This is a genomic window from Pseudomonas sp. GW821-FHT10B02, from assembly GCF_059415665.1.
Map to the genome: position 1 here is coordinate 1 of NZ_JBWKNR010000017.1, position 17,782 is coordinate 17,782.

At 62.8% G+C, this 17,782-nt stretch carries 12 protein-coding genes and 1 riboswitch; all 12 genes read right to left on the reverse strand.

Translation table 11 applies throughout. The features are described from left to right. Nucleotides 1-174: 174 nt before the first annotated feature. A complete protein-coding gene (locus AC07OF_RS22870; protein ID WP_157192102.1) occupies nucleotides 175-606 on the reverse strand; it encodes an MAPEG family protein in 432 nt (143 codons plus the stop codon). A gap of 69 nt (nucleotides 607-675) precedes the next feature. After that, on the reverse strand, nucleotides 676-2,352 hold the full coding sequence (locus AC07OF_RS22875) for an MFS transporter (protein ID WP_157192103.1): 1,677 nt from the start codon (nucleotides 2,350-2,352) through the stop codon (nucleotides 676-678). Nucleotides 2,353-2,620: 268 nt separating this feature from the next. Further along, nucleotides 2,621-4,756: a TonB-dependent receptor gene (locus AC07OF_RS22880; protein ID WP_495073477.1), complete on the reverse strand. Its 2,136-nt coding sequence runs from the start codon at nucleotides 4,754-4,756 to the stop codon at nucleotides 2,621-2,623. 106 nt (nucleotides 4,757-4,862) lie between these two features. Continuing rightward, nucleotides 4,863-5,069: riboswitch (cobalamin riboswitch) on the reverse strand. Nucleotides 5,070-5,207: 138 nt separating this feature from the next. After that, entirely contained in the window at nucleotides 5,208-5,771 is a 564-nt protein-coding gene (locus AC07OF_RS22885; protein WP_157192105.1) for a GNAT family N-acetyltransferase, read from the reverse strand. Nucleotides 5,772-5,856: 85 nt separating this feature from the next. Continuing rightward, nucleotides 5,857-6,954 carry a type VI secretion system protein TssA gene (gene tssA / locus AC07OF_RS22890; protein ID WP_495073478.1) on the reverse strand — a complete coding sequence of 366 codons (1,098 nt, stop codon included), beginning with the start codon at nucleotides 6,952-6,954 and terminating at the stop codon, nucleotides 5,857-5,859. A 94-nt stretch (nucleotides 6,955-7,048) separates the two neighbouring features. Continuing rightward, on the reverse strand, nucleotides 7,049-7,567 hold the full coding sequence (locus AC07OF_RS22895) for an Hcp family type VI secretion system effector (RefSeq protein ID WP_045183963.1): 519 nt from the start codon (nucleotides 7,565-7,567) through the stop codon (nucleotides 7,049-7,051). A 145-nt stretch (nucleotides 7,568-7,712) separates the two neighbouring features. Then, nucleotides 7,713-10,208 carry a type VI secretion system membrane subunit TssM gene (gene tssM / locus AC07OF_RS22900; RefSeq protein WP_157192107.1) on the reverse strand — a complete coding sequence of 832 codons (2,496 nt, stop codon included), beginning with the start codon at nucleotides 10,206-10,208 and terminating at the stop codon, nucleotides 7,713-7,715. Next, on the reverse strand, nucleotides 10,205-11,128 hold the full coding sequence (tagF, locus tag AC07OF_RS22905; protein WP_495073479.1) for a type VI secretion system-associated protein TagF: 924 nt from the start codon (nucleotides 11,126-11,128) through the stop codon (nucleotides 10,205-10,207). The genes tssM and tagF overlap by 4 nt, the downstream gene beginning before the upstream one ends. After that, complete coding sequence (locus AC07OF_RS22910; RefSeq protein WP_495073480.1) at nucleotides 11,125-14,943, reverse strand: type VI secretion protein IcmF/TssM N-terminal domain-containing protein; 3,819 nt, start codon at nucleotides 14,941-14,943, stop codon at nucleotides 11,125-11,127. Before AC07OF_RS22910 ends, tagF begins: the two co-directional genes overlap by 4 nt. Nucleotides 14,944-14,973: 30 nt before the next feature. After that, nucleotides 14,974-15,687: a type IVB secretion system protein IcmH/DotU gene (gene icmH, locus AC07OF_RS22915; protein WP_157192110.1), complete on the reverse strand. Its 714-nt coding sequence runs from the start codon at nucleotides 15,685-15,687 to the stop codon at nucleotides 14,974-14,976. Next, on the reverse strand, nucleotides 15,684-17,027 hold the full coding sequence (tssK, locus tag AC07OF_RS22920) for a type VI secretion system baseplate subunit TssK (protein WP_157192111.1): 1,344 nt from the start codon (nucleotides 17,025-17,027) through the stop codon (nucleotides 15,684-15,686). The genes icmH and tssK overlap by 4 nt, the downstream gene beginning before the upstream one ends. Beyond that, on the reverse strand, nucleotides 17,024-17,776 hold the full coding sequence (tssJ, locus tag AC07OF_RS22925; protein WP_495073481.1) for a type VI secretion system lipoprotein TssJ: 753 nt from the start codon (nucleotides 17,774-17,776) through the stop codon (nucleotides 17,024-17,026). Before tssJ ends, tssK begins: the two co-directional genes overlap by 4 nt. Nucleotides 17,777-17,782: the final 6 nt, after the last annotated feature.

Genomic DNA, 17,782 nt, shown 5'->3' on the forward strand with positions numbered 1-17,782 from the left:
TATGTAGGAGCCAGCGGTTTTGCCTACTTTTTCCAAGAAAAAAGTAGGCCGCCGTAAGGGCGGAAGGGGCCGGCAGCATCGCCATACAAAATGGATAAGCTCACAACCACAGCAATCCCAGCCCAAGGATCATAGCCCCCGGGATTCCGTGAAGAACCTTTTTTCGCGGAACGCTCAAAGGTGGCGCACGGCCCCCATAGTCACCATAGCGGCCAGCCCCAACAGGCAGACGATCGCCACCGCGTAGGCAATCGTGCGCCACGGCTGCCAGCGTGCCAGGAAGCACAGGGTGTGCGCCACCCGTGCGGCCGTGAACACGACCATCAACCCGACGGTCAGCGCAGCGGGAGGATTGAACACCAGGCACAGCGCGCCGAGGACAAAGAACAACGGAATGTTCTCAAGGTCATTGGCCCAGGCCTGCGCCGCGCGGCTGACTTGTGGCAATTCTTCCGGGCTGGCCTGGCGTCCAACAAAACCGGCGTCTTCGGCATTCTTGAAGGTCATACGGCTGATGCGATAGAAACCCTGGTAGCAGGAAATCGCCAGCATCTTCACAAAGAGTACGACGACACACAAAGCAAAGACGCTCATAACATCGTGCATGTTCATTCCATTGACAGCGGGTGGGGCGCGATCATCGCCCAACCCGCAGGGCTACGTACAGTGTCGGCTTCAGGTGTGATGAATTTCCCGGTCCTTGGTTTCCGGCAGGAAGCATATGCCGAGGATGGCGGTCATCACCGCGATCACGATCGGGTACCACAGCCCGTAGTAGATATCCCCGGTCGCCGCTACCATGGCGAATGCCACCGTGGGCAGGAAGCCGCCGAACCAGCCGTTGCCGATGTGATAGGGCAGCGACATCGACGTGTAGCGGATGCGCGCCGGGAACAGCTCCACCAGCCAGGCGGCAATCGGGCCGTAGACCATGGTCACGTAGATCACCAAGATGGTCAGCAAGAGCAATACCATCGGGTAGTTGGTCTTGGCCGGGTCGGCTTTTTCGGGGTATCCCGCGTCCTTGAGCGCGCCAGTGAGGGTCGCGACGAAGGCATCGTTCTGAACCTTGAAGTCAGCCGCCGGCATGCCGGTGCCCTCGAAGCTCTGCAGCACCTTGTCGCCAATGCGGATCTGAGCGACGGTGCCTGGTTCGGCCTTTTCGTTCTCGTAGGGTATGGCCCGTTTGGCCAGCACGCTTTTGGCCAGGTCGCAGGAGCTGGTGAATTTGGCTTTGCCCACCGGGTCGAACTGGAACGAGCACTGGTTGGGATCGGCAATCACCGTCACCGGGTTTTTCTCCTGGGCGATGAACACGTCGGGGTTACCGTACTCGGTCAACGCCTTGAAAATCGGGAAGTAGGTCAGCGCCGCGATGATGCAGCCGGCCATGATGATGCCTTTACGCCCGATGCGGTCGGACAGGCTGCCGAACAGGATGAAGAACGGCGTGCCGATCAGCAGCGAACCGGCGATCAGCAGGTTGGCGGTTTGCGGGTCGATCTTGAGGGTCTGCAACAGGAAGAACAGCGCATAGAACTGGCCGGTGTACCAGACCACCGCCTGGCCGGCGGTGCCGCCGAGCAGGGCCATGATCACCACCTTGAGGTTGTCCCAGCGGGCGAAGGATTCGGTCAGTGGCGCCTTGGAGGCCTTACCTTCGGCCTTCATCTTGACGAACACCGGCGATTCACTCAGTTGCAGACGGATGTACACCGAAATGATCAGCAACAGGATCGACAGCAGGAATGGAATCCGCCAGCCCCAGGCCTCGAAGGCTTCGGTACCGAGGATCGTGCGGCAGGCGAGGATTACCAGCAACGACAGGAACAGGCCCAGGGTCGCAGTGGTCTGGATCCATGAGGTGAAGTAGCCACGTTTGCCTTTCGGCGCGTGTTCGGCCACGTAGGTGGCTGCGCCGCCGTACTCACCCCCAAGCGCCAGGCCTTGCAACAGGCGCAGGCTGATCAGGATGATCGGCGCGGCCACACCGATGGTGCTGTAACTGGGTAGCAAACCGACGATCGCGGTGGACACGCCCATGATCACAATGGTGATCAGGAAGGTGTACTTGCGCCCGATCATGTCGCCCAGACGGCCGAACACAATGGCGCCGAAGGGGCGTACGGCAAAGCCTGCGGCAAAGGCGAGGAGGGCGAAGATGAACGACGTGGTTTCGTTGACACCGGCGAAGAAGTGCTTGGCGATGATCGCCGCGAGCGAGCCGTAGAGGTAGAAGTCGTACCATTCGAAAACGGTACCCAGGGATGAGGCAAAGATAACCTTGCGCTCCTCCTTGGTGATCCCGCGGTTGGGTGTACTGCCGCTGGAAGTGGTGTCGATGGCCGCCATGAGTGTTCTCCGTGTTGTTCTTGTAGGCCGGAGTACCCACGCGCGCTACCGCACCCTGGCCCTGGGGGTGGCGGTCTGGCACTGCTGCAAGGCTTCTTGAAGCATAATCATGTTTTCCCGGTTATCCACCTTGCGGGGGAATCCCTGTGGGAGCCAGCCTTGCTGGCGATGCCCGGCATAGCCGGGCCAGGGGCGGGACCGCCCCATCGCCGGCAAGGCCGGCTCCCACACTGATCTCTGCTGTCCACAAATTGGTAGTTTTTGTCGCTTAGAAGCTGTAATCCAGCGTCGCGAAGTACGAGCGCGGCTCACCCATCAACCACTGCTCGCCACTGTGGGCGGTGGCGGCGTAGCGGCGGTCCAGCAGGTTGTTCAACTGCAGGCCCAGGCGTACATCCGGCAGCACCTGCCAGCCCAGGTTGGCATCGACCACGGTAAAACCGGGCACCGTCTGGGTGTTGGCGATGTTGGCGTAGCGCTCATCGACATAGCGCAGGCCGATGCCGGCATCCACGCCATACCCCAGACCTTTGTTCACCCACAGGTTGGCAGTGCGCCGTGGCACATTGCTCGGCCGGTTGCCCGCACGCGACAGCGACTGGCCGCCCACGGTCTGGTCGAAATCGTCGTACTTGGCACGCACCACCGAGGCGTTGGCCGAGACCTGCCACTGGTTGGCCAGGGCCAGTTCCAGGGTCGCTTCCAGGCCGTCGGAAGTCTGCTGGCCGGCCTGCTGTTTCTGGTGGGTGATCGGGTCGTCGACCAGCAGCTTCTTCTTGACGATGTGATAGGCCGCCAGGGTCCACTCGCCACGACCGTGCCAGAACAGTTGCTTGAGGCCGAACTCGGTCTGCCTGGCTTCGGTCAGGTCGTAGTTCTGCTGGCTTGGGCTCAAGGTGACCAGGTCGCTGACGCCATCTTCACTGGTGGAATACTGGCCATACAGTGACAGTTCATCGGTCACCGCAAACACCAGCCCGGCACGCCAGTTGCCACCGTTGAGGCTGCGGTCGGTGCGGCTGTTGTCGACCAGGTTGTCACGGTCGATGTGGTTCTGGTCGCGGCGAACGCCGGTCACCAGCGACCAGCGTTCAGACAGCTGGGTGCGGTTTTCGGCGAACAGGGCAAAGGTGCGGGTGGTGCTCTGGGTCTGTGGGCGGGTCGGGCTGTTGCTATGGAAGTAGCCTGGCGCCGGGTTCCACGGATCGATGAAGTCGCCGCCGATATCGTTGTACGGTGAGTTGCTGTTGATGCCGAAGCGGATGCGGTTGTACTCGGCGCCGACCACGGTCTTGCTGGCCAGGCCGAACAGCGTGTGATCGAAGGTAAAGCTCTGGCGATCGCCGACCTGTTCCTGGTCGTGTTTGATCTCCAGGTAGCTGCCGCGCTGCAGTTGCCCTTGCGTGCTGTCCCAGGTGTAGTCTTCGGCGTTGCGCCAGTGCCGGCGGCTCTTGATGTAGTACAGCTGGTTGCTGGCGCTGATCGAATCGCTGAGGGTCCAGTCGCTGTTCAGGCGGGTCCACTCGTCGTGGTAGCGCTGCTCGTCATCGCGCACGTTGTAGTTCTTCTTGCGCAGACTGTCGCGGTAGTGGCCGTCAATCAGCGGTGTGCCGAAGTAGTTCATCGGCTCGGCGTCGCCACGTTCGTGGGCCAGGGTGAAGCTCAGCTCGTCGCTGGCGTCAAAACGCAGGGCGGCGCTCATGGCCAGGTTTTTCGAGTCGCCACGATCCACCCAGCCGTTGCTTTGCTGGCGGTTGAGGGTAACCCGGTAGCTCAGGCGCTCGCTCAGCGAACCGCCGCTGTCCAGGCCCAGTTGCTGACGGTCATAGGCGCCGTAGCCCAGGCGCAGCTGGTTATGAATCTCACCGGCGAAGGGCTTCTTCGGGATCACGTTGATCACCGCGCCGGTCGCGCCTTCACCATAGAGCACTGAAGCCGGGCCGCGGATGATGTCGATGCGCTCGACCATCCACGGGTCGACCGGGAAGGTCTGGGTGCCGGCACCGGTGTACATCCGCGAGCCGTCGAACAGGGTCATCACCGAGCCGTGGCCTTCAAAACCACGGGCCGAGAGGGCGGTGTTGCCGTTGCCCGGGGTGGCCACCGAGGTGATGCCCGGTGAACGGCTGACGGCGTCCTGAACCGTGCGATTGTTGCGCCCTTCGATCACCTCGGCACTGATGCTGCTGGTGCTCGCCGGGGTGTCCATGGCGCTGAGGTTCAGGCGCGAACCGGCTGGCAGTGGCGTGGCCAGGCTAATGGGGTCCTTGTCGCTGCTGCTGGTGATCGCCGTCGAGGGCAGGGCCAGGGTGCCGGTTTCAGCGGCGTAGGTCGGCAAGGAGAATGCCAGGCAAGGCGCCAGGGCATTGGCCGCCAGGGTTTGAAGCTTGGAGTAACGGGACATGTCGTTCCACAATCTGCTGGAAGAATGAATCCCGGAGGGAACAACGCATGGAGGAATTGCGCGCGCAGGCGCCCGCAAACCGGCCTGCGCCCGCCCACCGCGGGGTTGCCAAACGAAGCTTCAGGCCGGTCTCCGGGCTTGCGAGGGTCATGAAGGCCTTCACCTTCCCATGCCAGGGCACAGTGGTGTTTCGAAGGCTTCGCTCGCTTACCGTTGCGGGGGCAGCGCCGGACTAGTCACCTTGAGTGACGCACCGGCTTCCCGTTTCACCCTGCGCACGGCGGCGCAGGACACCTGAAACTGGCGCGCATCTGAACATTGAAAGTCTTTACAGTCAATGCGTTGCGCATTTTTGCAGGGAGGGCTGCTGTGCAGCCCATCGCCGGCAATGCCGGCTCCCACAACACATTCGTGGGAGCCGGCATTGCCGGCGATGGGGTCAGCGAAGATCTCAACGTCCGCGCTTGCGCGACACCACCGCCTCGATGTTCTTGCGCCCGATCAGCATGGGTTGCGGTTGCTGGGGTTGCTCCAGCCACTTGTACATCACCAGGCAATCGACCAAGCCCAGGCGCGCATGCCGATAAGCCCGCGGCAAGCGCCCGACCACCTCGAAACCCAGCTTCTGCCACAAGGCCACCGCCACCTCATTGCTCGACACCACCGAGTTGAACTGCATGGCCAGAAAACCCTGTTCGCGGGCCAGGCGTTGCGAGTGCTCGCACATCAACCGGGCCACACCGCGCCCACGCGCAGCGTCGCTGACCATGTAGCCGCAATTGCTCACATGATTGCCCGGGCCGGCGGCATTGGCCTTGAGGTAGTAGGAACCGAGCAGTTCGCCATCCTCTTCGGCCACCAGGGTGTGCAGCGGTGCTTCCAGCCACAGCTGACGCGCCTGCTCCTGGCTCATGGCCGGGTCGAAGGCATAGGTTTCGCGGGCCGCGACAATGGCCTGGAAGGTCGGCCAGAAGCGGTCGAAGTCGGCGGCGGTCATGGGGCGGATGGTGATCATGGCGGTTCCTGGCAAGGTGAACCGCGAGTCTGAAAGCGTTGGTGCCGGCATGCAACTGTTTGTGCATGCCGCCCTCGCCAGCGGATCAGGTACGCGGTTCGCGGGTGCCAAGCACATCGCGAATGTTATCGACCACATTGCTGTCCTTGATCACATCGCTCAGCCAGCCTTCGAGCGGCATGTTGCCCCATTTTATCGCCCGTTCGATCAGATAAGGCACCGGGCTCTGCGGCTCGCTGTGCTTGAAGAACTGGGCAATGCCGGCAAGCATGGTGAAGGCTTCGTCGCGGGTCAGTGGCGTGGTCCGCATCGGGGCGGCTGGCGCGTCCTGGACAAGGTTGTTCATGGTGACACCTGGCGCGGGGGAAGGGGAGGTGTCGGCGACCGCTTCAGTCGGTGTCGGCACGGGCGGGCTGAGTTCGATGCCACGGTCTTTCAGCAGTTTCTCCGCCAGTTGGCTGGCCCGCGCGAGGATGTCGACGAGGCTCGCAAAGCTTGGCGCTTCAGCACCGAACAGGCGGTCTATGGTCTGTTGTAGCTGGCGGCAGGCCGTGAGGCTGTCGGCGATCTGCAAGGCCTTTTGGCGCAAGTGCTCCGAGTCGCTGAGCACCACCGAGCGCTGGAAGATCTCGGCGTTGATCTTGCCTTCGTCGAGGGCCACCTGCATGGCCTTGGGGTTCTGCAGGGCGAGGTTTTCCACGTGACGGGATTCGTCATAACGAAGCACGCCGAAATGCTGCCCTTGGGTAATGGGCAAACCACCGACGATGTCGGTGAGTGAGGTTTTCAGCCAGGACAGCCGCGCGGCGCGTTCCTCCAGGCCTTCTTCCAGAGAGGGGTAAAGGGTGTCCCAGAAGGACTGCAGGATCTGCTCGGCCAGGTTCAGGCCGAAGGTGATGCCCTCGAAGTGATGGCGCTGCGCCAAACCCTCGTTGAGCCAGGCCACCAGCATCAGGTCCTTGCTCTGCTGCGTCAGCCCTTGGGCCGACAGGTTGATGGTCAGGTCCCAGTCGGCGTATTTCAGGTCGGTTTGCCAGTCGCCCAGGGTCAGGTAGTCGGGATCTGCCCGGCGAGCCTCCTTGATCTGGTCGAACAAGGTGGAAAAGCTCAAGTCTTCGCCGCTCCCGCCATCAATCGGCGCTGCCAGTCCGGCCAGCGAAAAGTCGTTGAGAAATTCAGCCATAAAGCACTCTGTTCAGAATTAAGGAGCACCGCGGCCAGCAACTGGCCGCAGTGCTGAACACGGGCCGCTGACGCGGCCCGCTGGTACTACCGACTCAAGCGAAGACTTTGTTGGCAGTCCGGTCCCAGCCACCGGTGACGTTACCGCCGCCCTGACCGTCGGCACGGCTCTGCTGGGTGTAAGTGGTTTTGATCCGGGCGAAGTTGAAGCTGATTTCTTCAATCGGCAGGTCGCTGACGGCTTTGTCTTCGCCGCCCTGGTTGCCACCGGCAACGGCCTTGACCGAAGACACCACGACTTCTTCCAGGTTGATGGTCAGGTAGGTGACCTTGTCGCCGCCGGCGCGGTTGACGTTCAACTGGATCTTGGCGATGTGCGTGCCTTTGCAGCAGGCTTCGAACAGTTTGGCCGAAGCCTTGTCCACTGCCTTGCGGATGCTGAAGTCGCTCAGGGCAACACGCTCGGACGAAGCACCGCCCGAGGAGCTGGCGGTCGCCGAGGTGGCCTGGGTGGCGCCGTACTCGTAGCCCAGCACTTCGATCCAGTCCTTGTGCTTGTCATCCAGTACTTCGCCCGGGATACCGTCGATTTGGATATATGCGTCAAATGCCATTTCTAAACTCTCCTTTCCTTCATATAAAGGGGGCCCGGGGGCGTCCCTTCGTTTGACCTCTTTGAGCGAGTCAACAGAGGTAGCTTGCCGCTGCCTTGACCTCCTCCTGTGAGGGCTCGGCAGCCGGTTCTTTACAGCCGCGGCCTCAATTGAGCCCGCGCACTTCGATTTCTACCCGACGATTGGGCTCCAGGCAGTTGATCAACTGCGCCCTGGGCATCTGCATGTCGCAGTTGACCAGAGGCTTGCGGCTGCCTTCGCCCTGGGCATCGACCAGTTCGCCAGGCACACCCTTGCCGACCAGGTAGGTACGGATGGTCTGTGCCCGTTGCCGGGAAACCTGCAGGTTGCTTTGCGGGTCACCGAGCTGGTCGGCGTGCCCGGAGATGATGATTTTGCCGATGTTGGGGGTGTTCAACAGTTTGTTGGCGATGGCGCTCAACTGGTTCTGGCCTTCGCTTTTGAGGCTCTGGAAGTCGGCACGGGCGAAGGCGAACAAGGTGTCCGACTCCAGGGTGATGGTCTCGATCGAGCGCAGCGACTGGGTCAGCAGGCTGTTGATGTAGTTGCGCGAGCTGGAGATCAAAAAGGCGTTGTCGAGGATCCGTGGCACGTCCGCTTCGCGAATCTGGTCGCTGTAGAATTCGATCTGGCGGCTGGCGTACACGTAGTCCTGGTTGGCCCCGGCCTGAGTGCCGGCAGCGGCCATGGTTTTGCCGGTCTGGCGGGCAATCGCCGGGTACCAGTAGTCGGGAATTTTTGCTTTCAGGAAGGCCGGGTCGGCTTTCTCGCGCTGGGCGGGCGAGAGCATGACGTAGGTGTCGAGGGTCGCCTTGCCGAAGTCGGCGATCGACTGGGCGCGGTTGTCGTGCGGCAGCGCCTCGGGTTCGACACTGTCGACGCCGGTCACTGGCATCAGCTCGCGGCTGTTGCGCTGATAGACCTTGAGGGTGGTCAGCAGGTACAGCGAGCGGGTCAGGTTGTCTGCCGTCGGTTTGAGCATCACGCTTGCCAGCCAGCTGAAGTAACGGCTGCGCAACAGCGGTTCGACCGCATGGCCCTGGTACAGCCCCAGGCGCAGGCGCAGCGGTACGCCCTGGTCGTGGTGCTGCTGATAGTAGTGGGACGTCCAGAAACGCAGGCGGTCCAGGCTGTTCCAGGCGGTGTACTGGCCGCTGGCTTGGCTGTCTTGTGCGACGGCCTCGGTGAGCTCGGCGGAGATCTCGGCAAGGGTGCTGCGGTTGTTGTAATACGACCAGCCCCACAGGCTGCACAACAGCACCGCTGCCAGGCTGGCGCCACCGATCCAGGCGGCCTTGCGCCGGCGTTGACGATGGTTGCTGGTGTACAGCGCCACCAGGTGCTGGTCGGGGATGATCACCTTGCGAAACAGGCTGTTGATGAACAGCGGGCCCGGCTGGCCGTTGCCGCTGGCCGCTGGCTGGTCGTGCTGCAGCGCGAAGCGCTCGCTGACCCACTGGGTATGGCCGCCCGGTTGCGGTTGGTCGGCGTCCAGTGCGCTGGTGAAGTAGAAACCGCGCAGCAGTTCGGCGTTCTGGTAGGGGTTGGCGCGCAACAGGCTGTCGACGAACTGTTGCAGGCGCGGTTTGAGCGCCGCCAACTCCAGCGGGAAGCGATAGGCCGCGTTGTTCTGGCGGGTGACCTGGATGTCCTGCAGCACCAGTTGCTGGCGCGCCACCTGTTGCCAGTAACCGACCAGTTCATCCATCGCCTGGCCGAAGCGTTGTCCCCAATCGGCCTGTTCATAGCCCTTGTGCGAGAAGGTCTTGCCCATCACTTCACCACGGGCGCTGTCATCGAGCTGGCGGTAGAAGGCGGCGAAGCCGGGGATCAGGTCGCATTTGGTGAACACCAGGTAGACCGGCAGGCGCACTTCCAGCAGCGCGCAGCTTTCCTGGATGCGTTCGCGCAGACGCTTGGCCAGGCGCTCCTGGTCCTCGGGCGAGGACTGCAGAATGTCGGCGATGCTGACACTGACGATCAGGCCATTAAGTGGGCGGCGCTGACGCTGCTGGCGCAACAGTTGCAGAAACGCACGCCATTTTCCGGCTTCCTCGGGGCTGTTCATGTAACGCCCGGCGGTGTCCAGCAGCACGGCTTCGGCGCTGAAGAACCAATCGCAGTTGCGTGTGCCACCCAGGCCGGCGACCCGTGCACCTTCGCGCTCGGCATAGGGGAAGCTGAGTCCCGACTGGTAGATCATCGTGCTTTTGCCGGCAGCCGGCTGGCCGATCACCAGGTACCAGGGCAGGGCATACAGCACATCCTTGGCCGGGGTGCCACGCGGCTTGTTGCTGTGCAGGCGTTCGATGCTTTGCAGCAGCCGCTCACGCAGCAGGCTGACCTCCTCGCGGTCGGCCGGGTTGGCGTTGAGCACCGCCTGGTCAGCATCGTCACGCAGCAGCGCTTCGAGGTTGTGGTGTTGCGATGCGCCACGGTAGAGCAGCAGGACATAGCCCGCCGACAGCAACAGGAACAGACCGATACCTGCCAGCAGGCTGTGCAACGAGGCAAACCCCAGGCTGCGCCCAATGGCCCAGACGACAAAGATCGTCAGGAAAAAGCACACCCCCAGAATGTAGGGTTGGTAGCGCAAGCAGTAGTATTTGATCTTGTTCATACAAACGTGGCATCCAGCGCGTCGACAAAGCGGTCGATAACGTGATCAAGGGGGCGGTCGATATCAGCCAGCGGTGTGCTGCGCCGCGAGGTTTCGAGCAGTTCGTCAGGTGTCAGCAGCTCAATGTGTTGTGCAGCCTCGGCGGTTGCGCTCAGTACGCGGTAGGCGTTGGCACTGTGACGGGAAGCAAAGCTGTACAGCTTCGGGCGCATGAAGTCGTCGGCCAGCAGGCTGACGGGCGGGACGTTGCCGCCGCGCATGCGCGTCAGCCAGGTCACCCACAGGTCGGCGGTCGGGTTCTTCAAACCGCGTTGCGCCGGCAACGGCAGGCCGATTCCAGCCTCGCAAGCGTTGTGCAGCAGTGGCGCCAATGCCTGTAGCCGGGTCAGTGCCACAGTGCTGTCGAACGCCGGGTAAGTATCGTTCAAGGCTGTGGTGATATCAGCGAAACTGAAGTCCTGCAGGAACTTGGCATGTACCCGGCGAAACAGATCGAAGTCCTGCCCTTGCAGAGGCCGCATTGCCTTGATGCGTTCGAACAGCGACGCGCTGCAACTGCCTTGCACGGCCATGTGCAGCAGCGGTTTGATCTGCGCGCAGAACAGCTCGCCAAGGGTAAAGGGGTTGACCAGTGGTTCGCCGTCCTGGGGCTTGATCAGCTGAAAAATGAAGAACGGATAGCGCCGGTTGCTGGCGTCGTGCGAGCTGATCAGGCCACCCAGCAGCCAGTTGCCGTTGCCTGCCCGGTAGCTGAAAAAACACACCGGCAAACGCTCGAACAGCGTCGGCCAGTCGTCGCGATGACGCATGGCCGCCAGCGCGCCCTGCAGCCAGGCGTCGAACTCGCAGACTTCCTCCGCCGCACCATGCAGGCTGACGAAGTCCGCGCTCGCCGGGAGCTTGCCGAAGCAGCCGATCACCGTGCGGACCTGCCAGCGTCATTGAGGGCGCTCAGTGCTTTGACGTCGCCAAGGTCGGTCAGCTTGACGCCACCGAAGTTGCGCACCACCAGGCTGACCCGGCCACTGGCGGTGTTCCAGCTGAAGCGCTGCTGGATGCCGTCGAGGTCGTCGACCCGGGCGCTTTCGTTCATGCGTAACAGGCCCCAGCGTCCGGGAAAGTCGAACACGCTGATGCGCTCGCCAGTCAGGGTGACGACGTCCAGGCGAGCGCCCGGTGTCGGCGTGGTGGCCGGCCAGGAGAAGCGGCTCCAGCTGCTGCGACCGTTGCGGTAATGCTGCTGCTGGCCATCGAGGGTGAAAACGATGTCGGTGAACTGCGCCGAGGGTTCGAGCATGATTTCGAAGCCGTTGTCGCGGTCCGACAGGCTGGCAATCACCTGGCCCACCGAACTGGCCTTGTCGATGCTGTTGATCATGTTCGGGTTCACCAGCGCCGTGGCCTTGGCGCCGCTGCCCAGACCCAGGCCTTCACCGCCGGAGAGGTTGCCGATTTCGTTGCGCTTGAAGGTCGGCAGCAGCCCCGACTCGGGGTCGACGAAGCGCTGCAGGTCTTTGATCGAGGCTTCGTTGCGGCTAGCGGTGGAGATCGGGTAGCGGTGCGCCATGACCTGTTCCCAGGGCTTGGCGATCTGCTGGGCCCAGGCCTTGGCGATCTGCGCGCCGGCCGGATCACGCAGGGTTTCCCAGGCGTACTGGATCGGCAGGCTGAACAGGCTCTGCAGCGAACGCGACAGGCCGCCCTGACTGGTGTCGACGCTGGTCTCGACATAGTTGCGCACGTTGCTCACTTCGCTCGGCTGGCCTTCGAGGGTCTCGCTGATCAGCTGTTTACTGCTCTTGCCGACGTCCTGGGAGCGCTGGATGTTGTTCATGCGCACCTTGAGCTTGCGCAGGGCCGCCAGGTAGCGATCCATGATGGTGCTGTCGGCGCCTTCGGCATTGTGTTCGGCGAACACCCGCGCCACCGGTTCGAAGCGCTTGGCCAGGCTGCCGTCGTCGACTGCCGGCAGTGGCGAGGTCAGGGCATCGGGCAAGGCGTTCTTGTCATCGAAGACGCCGGTGACTTTGCCCCAGAAGCCGTCATTGGCTTTGCTACCCGATTGCGGTGTTTGTCGAGGGGCAGGGAGGTCCCACTGGGTGTTGTCGTTGACCGCCGTCAGGAGGACCTTCACCGGCGAGTTCTGCACATCGCTGAGCAGTGACAGTTGCTGGGTAGCGCTGGCCAGGTCGGCGAAATGCCGCACCCCCACGCTGCTGATCAGGCTGTACCAGGCCTGGGTGTAGTCGCGCTTGTAGCGGGTCATGAACTCGCGGATGAAGTTGGCCTTCTGCACGATGCTGTCACCGCCCTCGCCATCGAGTACCCAGTCCGACTCGTTACGCAGGTTGCCGGACACCAGCTTGATCAGCTCGGGTTTGACGAACGACTCCCAACCCTGGCGGGTGAAGATCGCCGGTACGGCTTCGGAGGCATACAGCAACGAACGGCCGGGCATTGGGACCAGGTCGTTGAGGCTCAGGGCCGGGAACTGCCGGCTCGACTCCAGTTGCAGGCGCAGGTATTCACGGTCTACCAGCGAGCTGGAGATCATGAACGATTTCAGGCTCTGGCGGGTCTCGCTGACCAGCTGTTCGTTGCGCGGCAGGGCAGGGGCCTGACCTTGCTTGAGCAGTTGCACGTAAACCGGCGAGTTCTGTGCGATGACCGCGCTATCAACCGGCGTGGTTTCGCTGGCCGACGCGGCCCAGGCCTGGGGCAGCGTCGAGGCGACGAACACCGGCTCCGGATGTGCTTTCGGGTCGGTCAGCACCAGGTACAGCTTCAAGGCGTTGTAGGCCTCGATGATGGACGCCACCTGCTGCTCATCCAGACGCCCGAGCATCTCTTCGGAAAGCGACAGCCCACCGGTGGTGGCGGACAACTCCGCCGCATCGCTGGTGGTGGCCGGGTTGAGCGGGGCGACGTAGGCGCCGGCGCGGGTCTTGCTCAGTGCCTGTTTGGCCTTGGCGCTCAGCCGCGCATTGAGTTTGTTGGCTGTACTGCCCTTGGCTGCCGGGGCGGGGGCGAAGTCCAGCTGTTGGTTCATGCTGTTGGCGAAGGTATTGAAAGCGCGCATCTGTACCTGCATGCGCAAGGCTATCGGCTCCAGCGCCTGGGTGCGCAGTTGCTGCAGGTAGGCGCTCTGAGTAGCGATGTAGACCGAATCGCCGCGATACAGCCCGGCACTCAAGGGCAACGGCACACCTTTGAGGCGATGGGCTTCGACCGCCGCCATCTGCTGGCGCAGCAGTTCCAGGCCCTGGCCTGCGGCAAGCCGTTGCTCGCGCTCAGGCGACTGCTGCAGCTCGATCAGTTGCTGACGCAAACCGGCCAGCCACTGACGGTTGTTGACGAACGCCAGGCTCTGCCAGCCGACCAGCGCTACGCCCGCCACCAGCGCCAGACCGATCAGTACCGGGCTGAACCCTTGCTTGCGGCCCAGGCGCGACTGATACAGGGTCAGGTCGCGGTCTGGGAAGATCACCCGGCGGAAGGTGTCGGTAATGAAGTAGCTGCGGTTGCCGTTGGGCTTGTTGCTGTCTTGAGCTTGACCTTGGCCGTCGGCAGCCGGTTGCAGGGCAAAGGATTCGGCGATGTCGTCCTCATAGACCTGGCTCAGCTGTTTGTCGGTCTGCAGGGCACTGGTGAAGTACAGACCGCGCAACAACAGCGGGGTGCCACCCTGGCGGCCGCTGGCGAAGTGCTGGAGGAACTGCTCCAGTACCCCGGAGAGTTCGGTGAAATACTGCGGGAAGTTCAGCAGCGTGCTGTCGGCATCCGGGCCAAGGGTGATCATCTGCGCGTCGACATGCTGGCGAATACGACGGTGCAGGTTGTTCAGGCGGGCGTTGAGCACCGTGCGCAAGCCATCGTTGTGGATTTGCCCAAGGCTGAAGGTCATGCCCAGCGGTTGCTGACGTTCGTGCAGGTCCAGGCCCTCGAAGGCCTGGCGGAAGCCCGGCAACTGGTCGGTCTTGCTCAGCATCAGGTAGATCGGCGGGTTGGCGTCCAGGCACTCGGCGTATTCTTCGACACGCGACACCAACTGCGCGGCCAGGCTATCGCGCTCCTCGGCGCTTGCCGCCAGCAACTCGGGCAGGCTCACCACCAGCACCAGGCCGTTGATTGCGGCTTTGCCGCGTTGCTTTCTGAGGGTGCGCAGAAACGCCGAGAACTCACTGGCCGACTGGTCATCGTGCAGATAGCGGCCGGCCGTATCGATCATCACCGCATCGGGGCTGAAGTACCAATCGCAGTGCTGCGTGCCGCTTTCACCGTCGCTGCCGGTGGCGACGCTGGCGGACAGGCCGGAGTGGGTCAGCAGCGAGGTTTTGCCTGCCGCCGACATGCCAACCACCAGGTACCAGGGCAAGTCCGACAGCGCCGCCGAGCCGCCACCACCGGCAGAGCGGTCGGTGCGCAGCATGGCGATGGCATGCTTGAGGCGGTCACGCAGAACCTGTTGGTCGCGGAACTCGCCGGTGGCATTCCATGAGCGATCGGCTTCGATCTGCAACAGGTTTTCCAGGTTGTGCTCGGCGCGGATACGCTGGTACTGACGCAGCACGATGACCAGCAGGAAGCAGGCGCTGATGATCGCCATTGCTTCGAGCACATGCTCACGCAGCCACGGCACTTGCGGGGCCACCAGCCAGCAGGCCAGCAGACTTGCCAGCCACAGCAGCGGCACGATAAACCAGAAACTCTTCAACAAACGCAATAATGTTTTCATGTCTTCCTGACCCGGTTACCTGACCTGTGCTCAGGCACTGAACAGCTGGCTGATTTGTTCGGACAGTGCCGCAACGTCCTTGTCCAGCAACCAGTCGAGCGTCAGGTAGACAGCGACGCAGACCAGCGCGATCAACGCCATGTACACCCACACCGGCACCTCGTAGCGGAGCATTTGCGACACCTGGTCGGGCAACGCCCAGTCCGGCGACAGCGCTTTGGGCGGCTTGCGGTAGCGGGCGATGTCCTGGCCCAGGGTATTGGCCAGGTAGCGCAGCTGGTCCTTCTGGCCGAGGCTGAACTTGCCTTCGAACCCCAGGGCCAGGCACAGGTGATAGACCTCCAGCACGTCGAGGTTGTGCTTGACGTCGGCGCGCAGCGTATCGATCTTCTCGAAGAAGCCTTGCCCGGCCAGGTGCACGCCGAAATAGCGGAACTGCAGGGGCTGCAGCTCGAAGTGCCGACGCAGTTCGTTGTCGCCGGAACGCAGTACGCTTTCATCGAGGAAGGCGCACAGGGCGTATTGGGTGTCCTTGACCTGCTCGACGCTGTAGTTGGCCGCGCGGGCATCGCGCTCCAGCTCGGCGAAGAAGCGCTCGACACTGCTCTCGAAGGCATTGATCGAGGTCACCTGGCGGCCACGGCGAACGATCAGCGCCATGCTGATGAAGTCTTGCACCAGGTCTTTGAGGCCCGGCTTGTCGTTGGCGGCCGTCACGGCGCCCTGGATTACGGCTTCGGTCATTTGAGCACCGCCATCAGTTCAAGCTTGAGGTTGGTAAAGGCGCTGGGCGCGTAGAAACAGATGGTCTGGGCATTCATCATTCGCTCATAGACCAGGCCATGGGGCTCGATGGCGAAGTACTGATTGTCCAGGCGCACCGGTATGGCGTTGGGCAGGCGCGTCGAGTGGTTGAGGGTGACGCCGGGCATGGCGCTGTTGACCACCACTTCGATGTCTTCCGGCGAGCCGACCTTGAAGGCCCGCGGCACCAGCTCCAGCAGGCTGGCGCCGGGCATGTCGGCGTGCACCGAAATGTAGAAGTCGGCCTCGGTCAGGCGCGGATCGAGCAACTGTCCCTGCCAGTACGAAGGCTTGGTTTGCGTCAGGTGGATGACGACGCACTGGTTGGGCACGACGTTGTCGAGCAGCACCCGGATCATCTCGTCGAGCTTGACCAGCGACGCCGCCGGATCATGGTGGTCGTACTCGGGGATGTCGTTGAGCTGAGTGTCGAGGGTGAACGTCAGCAGGCCGCCGGCAAGGTCGGCGAGGAACAGGTACAGGCGTTCCGGGTGCAGCCGCGGGTGGGCCAGCAAGTGGGCCAGTTGCGGGTAGGCGCGGTTGACGGTGTTCAGCAGCCAGAACAGGGTGACATCGCTGGAGCCGAACTCGGCGATCTGGTCGGCACGTTCGCGGCGCCGCCCCGACAGCGCCTTGCTCTTGGCGTGCAGCGCGCCGAGCAGACGCTTGCCCATGCCCACCAGGGTGTCGTGGCTGCCCAGGTGCAGGGTCGGGTGAACGAAGTGCGGGTCGAGGTTGAAGCCGCCCATGTTGTTACGTGACAGCCTGGCCACCGGGCAATAGCTGTAGCCATCGAGGTTGTCGCCATCGACCAGCATCACCACGTTCAGACGCAGGCTGGTGATTTCGTTTTCCAGGTCGCCTTCGTTGAGGTCTGGCAGGGTGTCGAACTGCTTGCGAAAACGCCGCGCGCTCTTGTGTTCCTGACCGTCCTCGACGTAGTTCAGGCCAAACGGCTCGGGCAGTTTCAGCGCGGCGTAGACTTTCAGGTCATTGCCTTTGAGCAGGTCCTTGAGGTCCCGGGCAGCGGGTAGCGGGTCGTGCTGCGGCGCGTCGAACAGGCTGCCATCGGGGAACACCAGCTTCAGCCGCTTCAGCTGCAGGGAGCCGTTAGCCAGGGCATCCTCGTCCACCTGCAAGGCTTGTACCCCCCAGTGAAACGGGGTGCTGCGCAGCGTCGCCTCAGCCAGCTGATGCTGGTGGAACTCATCCTGGTACTGGAAGTGCTGAGGCAGCAGGAACATGCCCTCTGACCACATCACCCGGCTCTGCTTGCTCATTTGACGCTTTCCAATAAAGAGTTGAAGGTTGAATCCATGGCTTTTTGCGCCGACTGGCCGGCAACGTTCCCGGCCTTCTCCAGCACGGCATCCTCAACCTTGTCGGTGATGCTGTTCTGCGCAGGCTCAGCGGCCTGCTGGCGGGCGGCGGCCAGCTGTTCGGCGGAGGGCGGCTTGTTGAGGACATCGACGCCGCGCAAGGCGGTGATATCGGTTTTATCCACCAGCACCCGCAAACCGTCGGAGGAGAACCAGATGCCATCCTTGCGCAGCGAATTGGCGTCGAAGGCGACCTTCCAGCGGCCGTTGTCATCAACCCGGAAGAACGCCGCCACGCCCACGTAGCGCGCGCTCGAGCTCAGCGGCCACTGGTCGATCTGGCCGATGCCCGGCAGCAGCGTGATCTCGCGGCTTTCGACCAGGGTGTTGCCCAGGGCTTTCTTCGGGTCGTCCCAGAGGCTATCGGCGTCGGTCGAGGTGAAGCGTTCGAGGCTGGTCAACTGGTAGACCCGCATCACCACCGACAGCGGCGTACCGCTGGCGTCGGGGTTCAGCTGGTTACCGCCGTCGGCGGTGAGGATGACCTTTTCGCTGTCGGCGAGCATGTCGGCGGCCCAGGTGTCGTCCATGCGCTTGCCGATGCGGTCGGTGACGCCACAGCCGGCGAGCACCAGCACCATTGCCATTGCCGTCAGGTGCCTGAACTGCACCGGCCTTGCCAGTGGCTTCCCTGTTTGTCTGTATTCCATGGTGTT

Coding starts and splice junctions, on each gene's coding strand:
- AC07OF_RS22870 (WP_157192102.1), bottom strand. CDS start 606: ATGCACGATGTTATGAGCGTCTTTGCTTTGTGTGTCGTCGTACTCTTT.
- AC07OF_RS22875 (WP_157192103.1), bottom strand. CDS start 2,352: ATGGCGGCCATCGACACCACTTCCAGCGGCAGTACACCCAACCGCGGG.
- AC07OF_RS22880 (WP_495073477.1), bottom strand. CDS start 4,756: ATGTCCCGTTACTCCAAGCTTCAAACCCTGGCGGCCAATGCCCTGGCG.
- AC07OF_RS22885 (WP_157192105.1), bottom strand. CDS start 5,771: ATGATCACCATCCGCCCCATGACCGCCGCCGACTTCGACCGCTTCTGG.
- tssA (WP_495073478.1), bottom strand. CDS start 6,954: ATGGCTGAATTTCTCAACGACTTTTCGCTGGCCGGACTGGCAGCGCCG.
- AC07OF_RS22895 (WP_045183963.1), bottom strand. CDS start 7,567: ATGGCATTTGACGCATATATCCAAATCGACGGTATCCCGGGCGAAGTA.
- tssM (WP_157192107.1), bottom strand. CDS start 10,208: ATGAACAAGATCAAATACTACTGCTTGCGCTACCAACCCTACATTCTG.
- AC07OF_RS22910 (WP_495073480.1), bottom strand. CDS start 14,943: ATGAAAACATTATTGCGTTTGTTGAAGAGTTTCTGGTTTATCGTGCCG.
- icmH (WP_157192110.1), bottom strand. CDS start 15,687: ATGACCGAAGCCGTAATCCAGGGCGCCGTGACGGCCGCCAACGACAAG.
- tssK (WP_157192111.1), bottom strand. CDS start 17,027: ATGAGCAAGCAGAGCCGGGTGATGTGGTCAGAGGGCATGTTCCTGCTG.
- tssJ (WP_495073481.1), bottom strand. CDS start 17,776: ATGGAATACAGACAAACAGGGAAGCCACTGGCAAGGCCGGTGCAGTTC.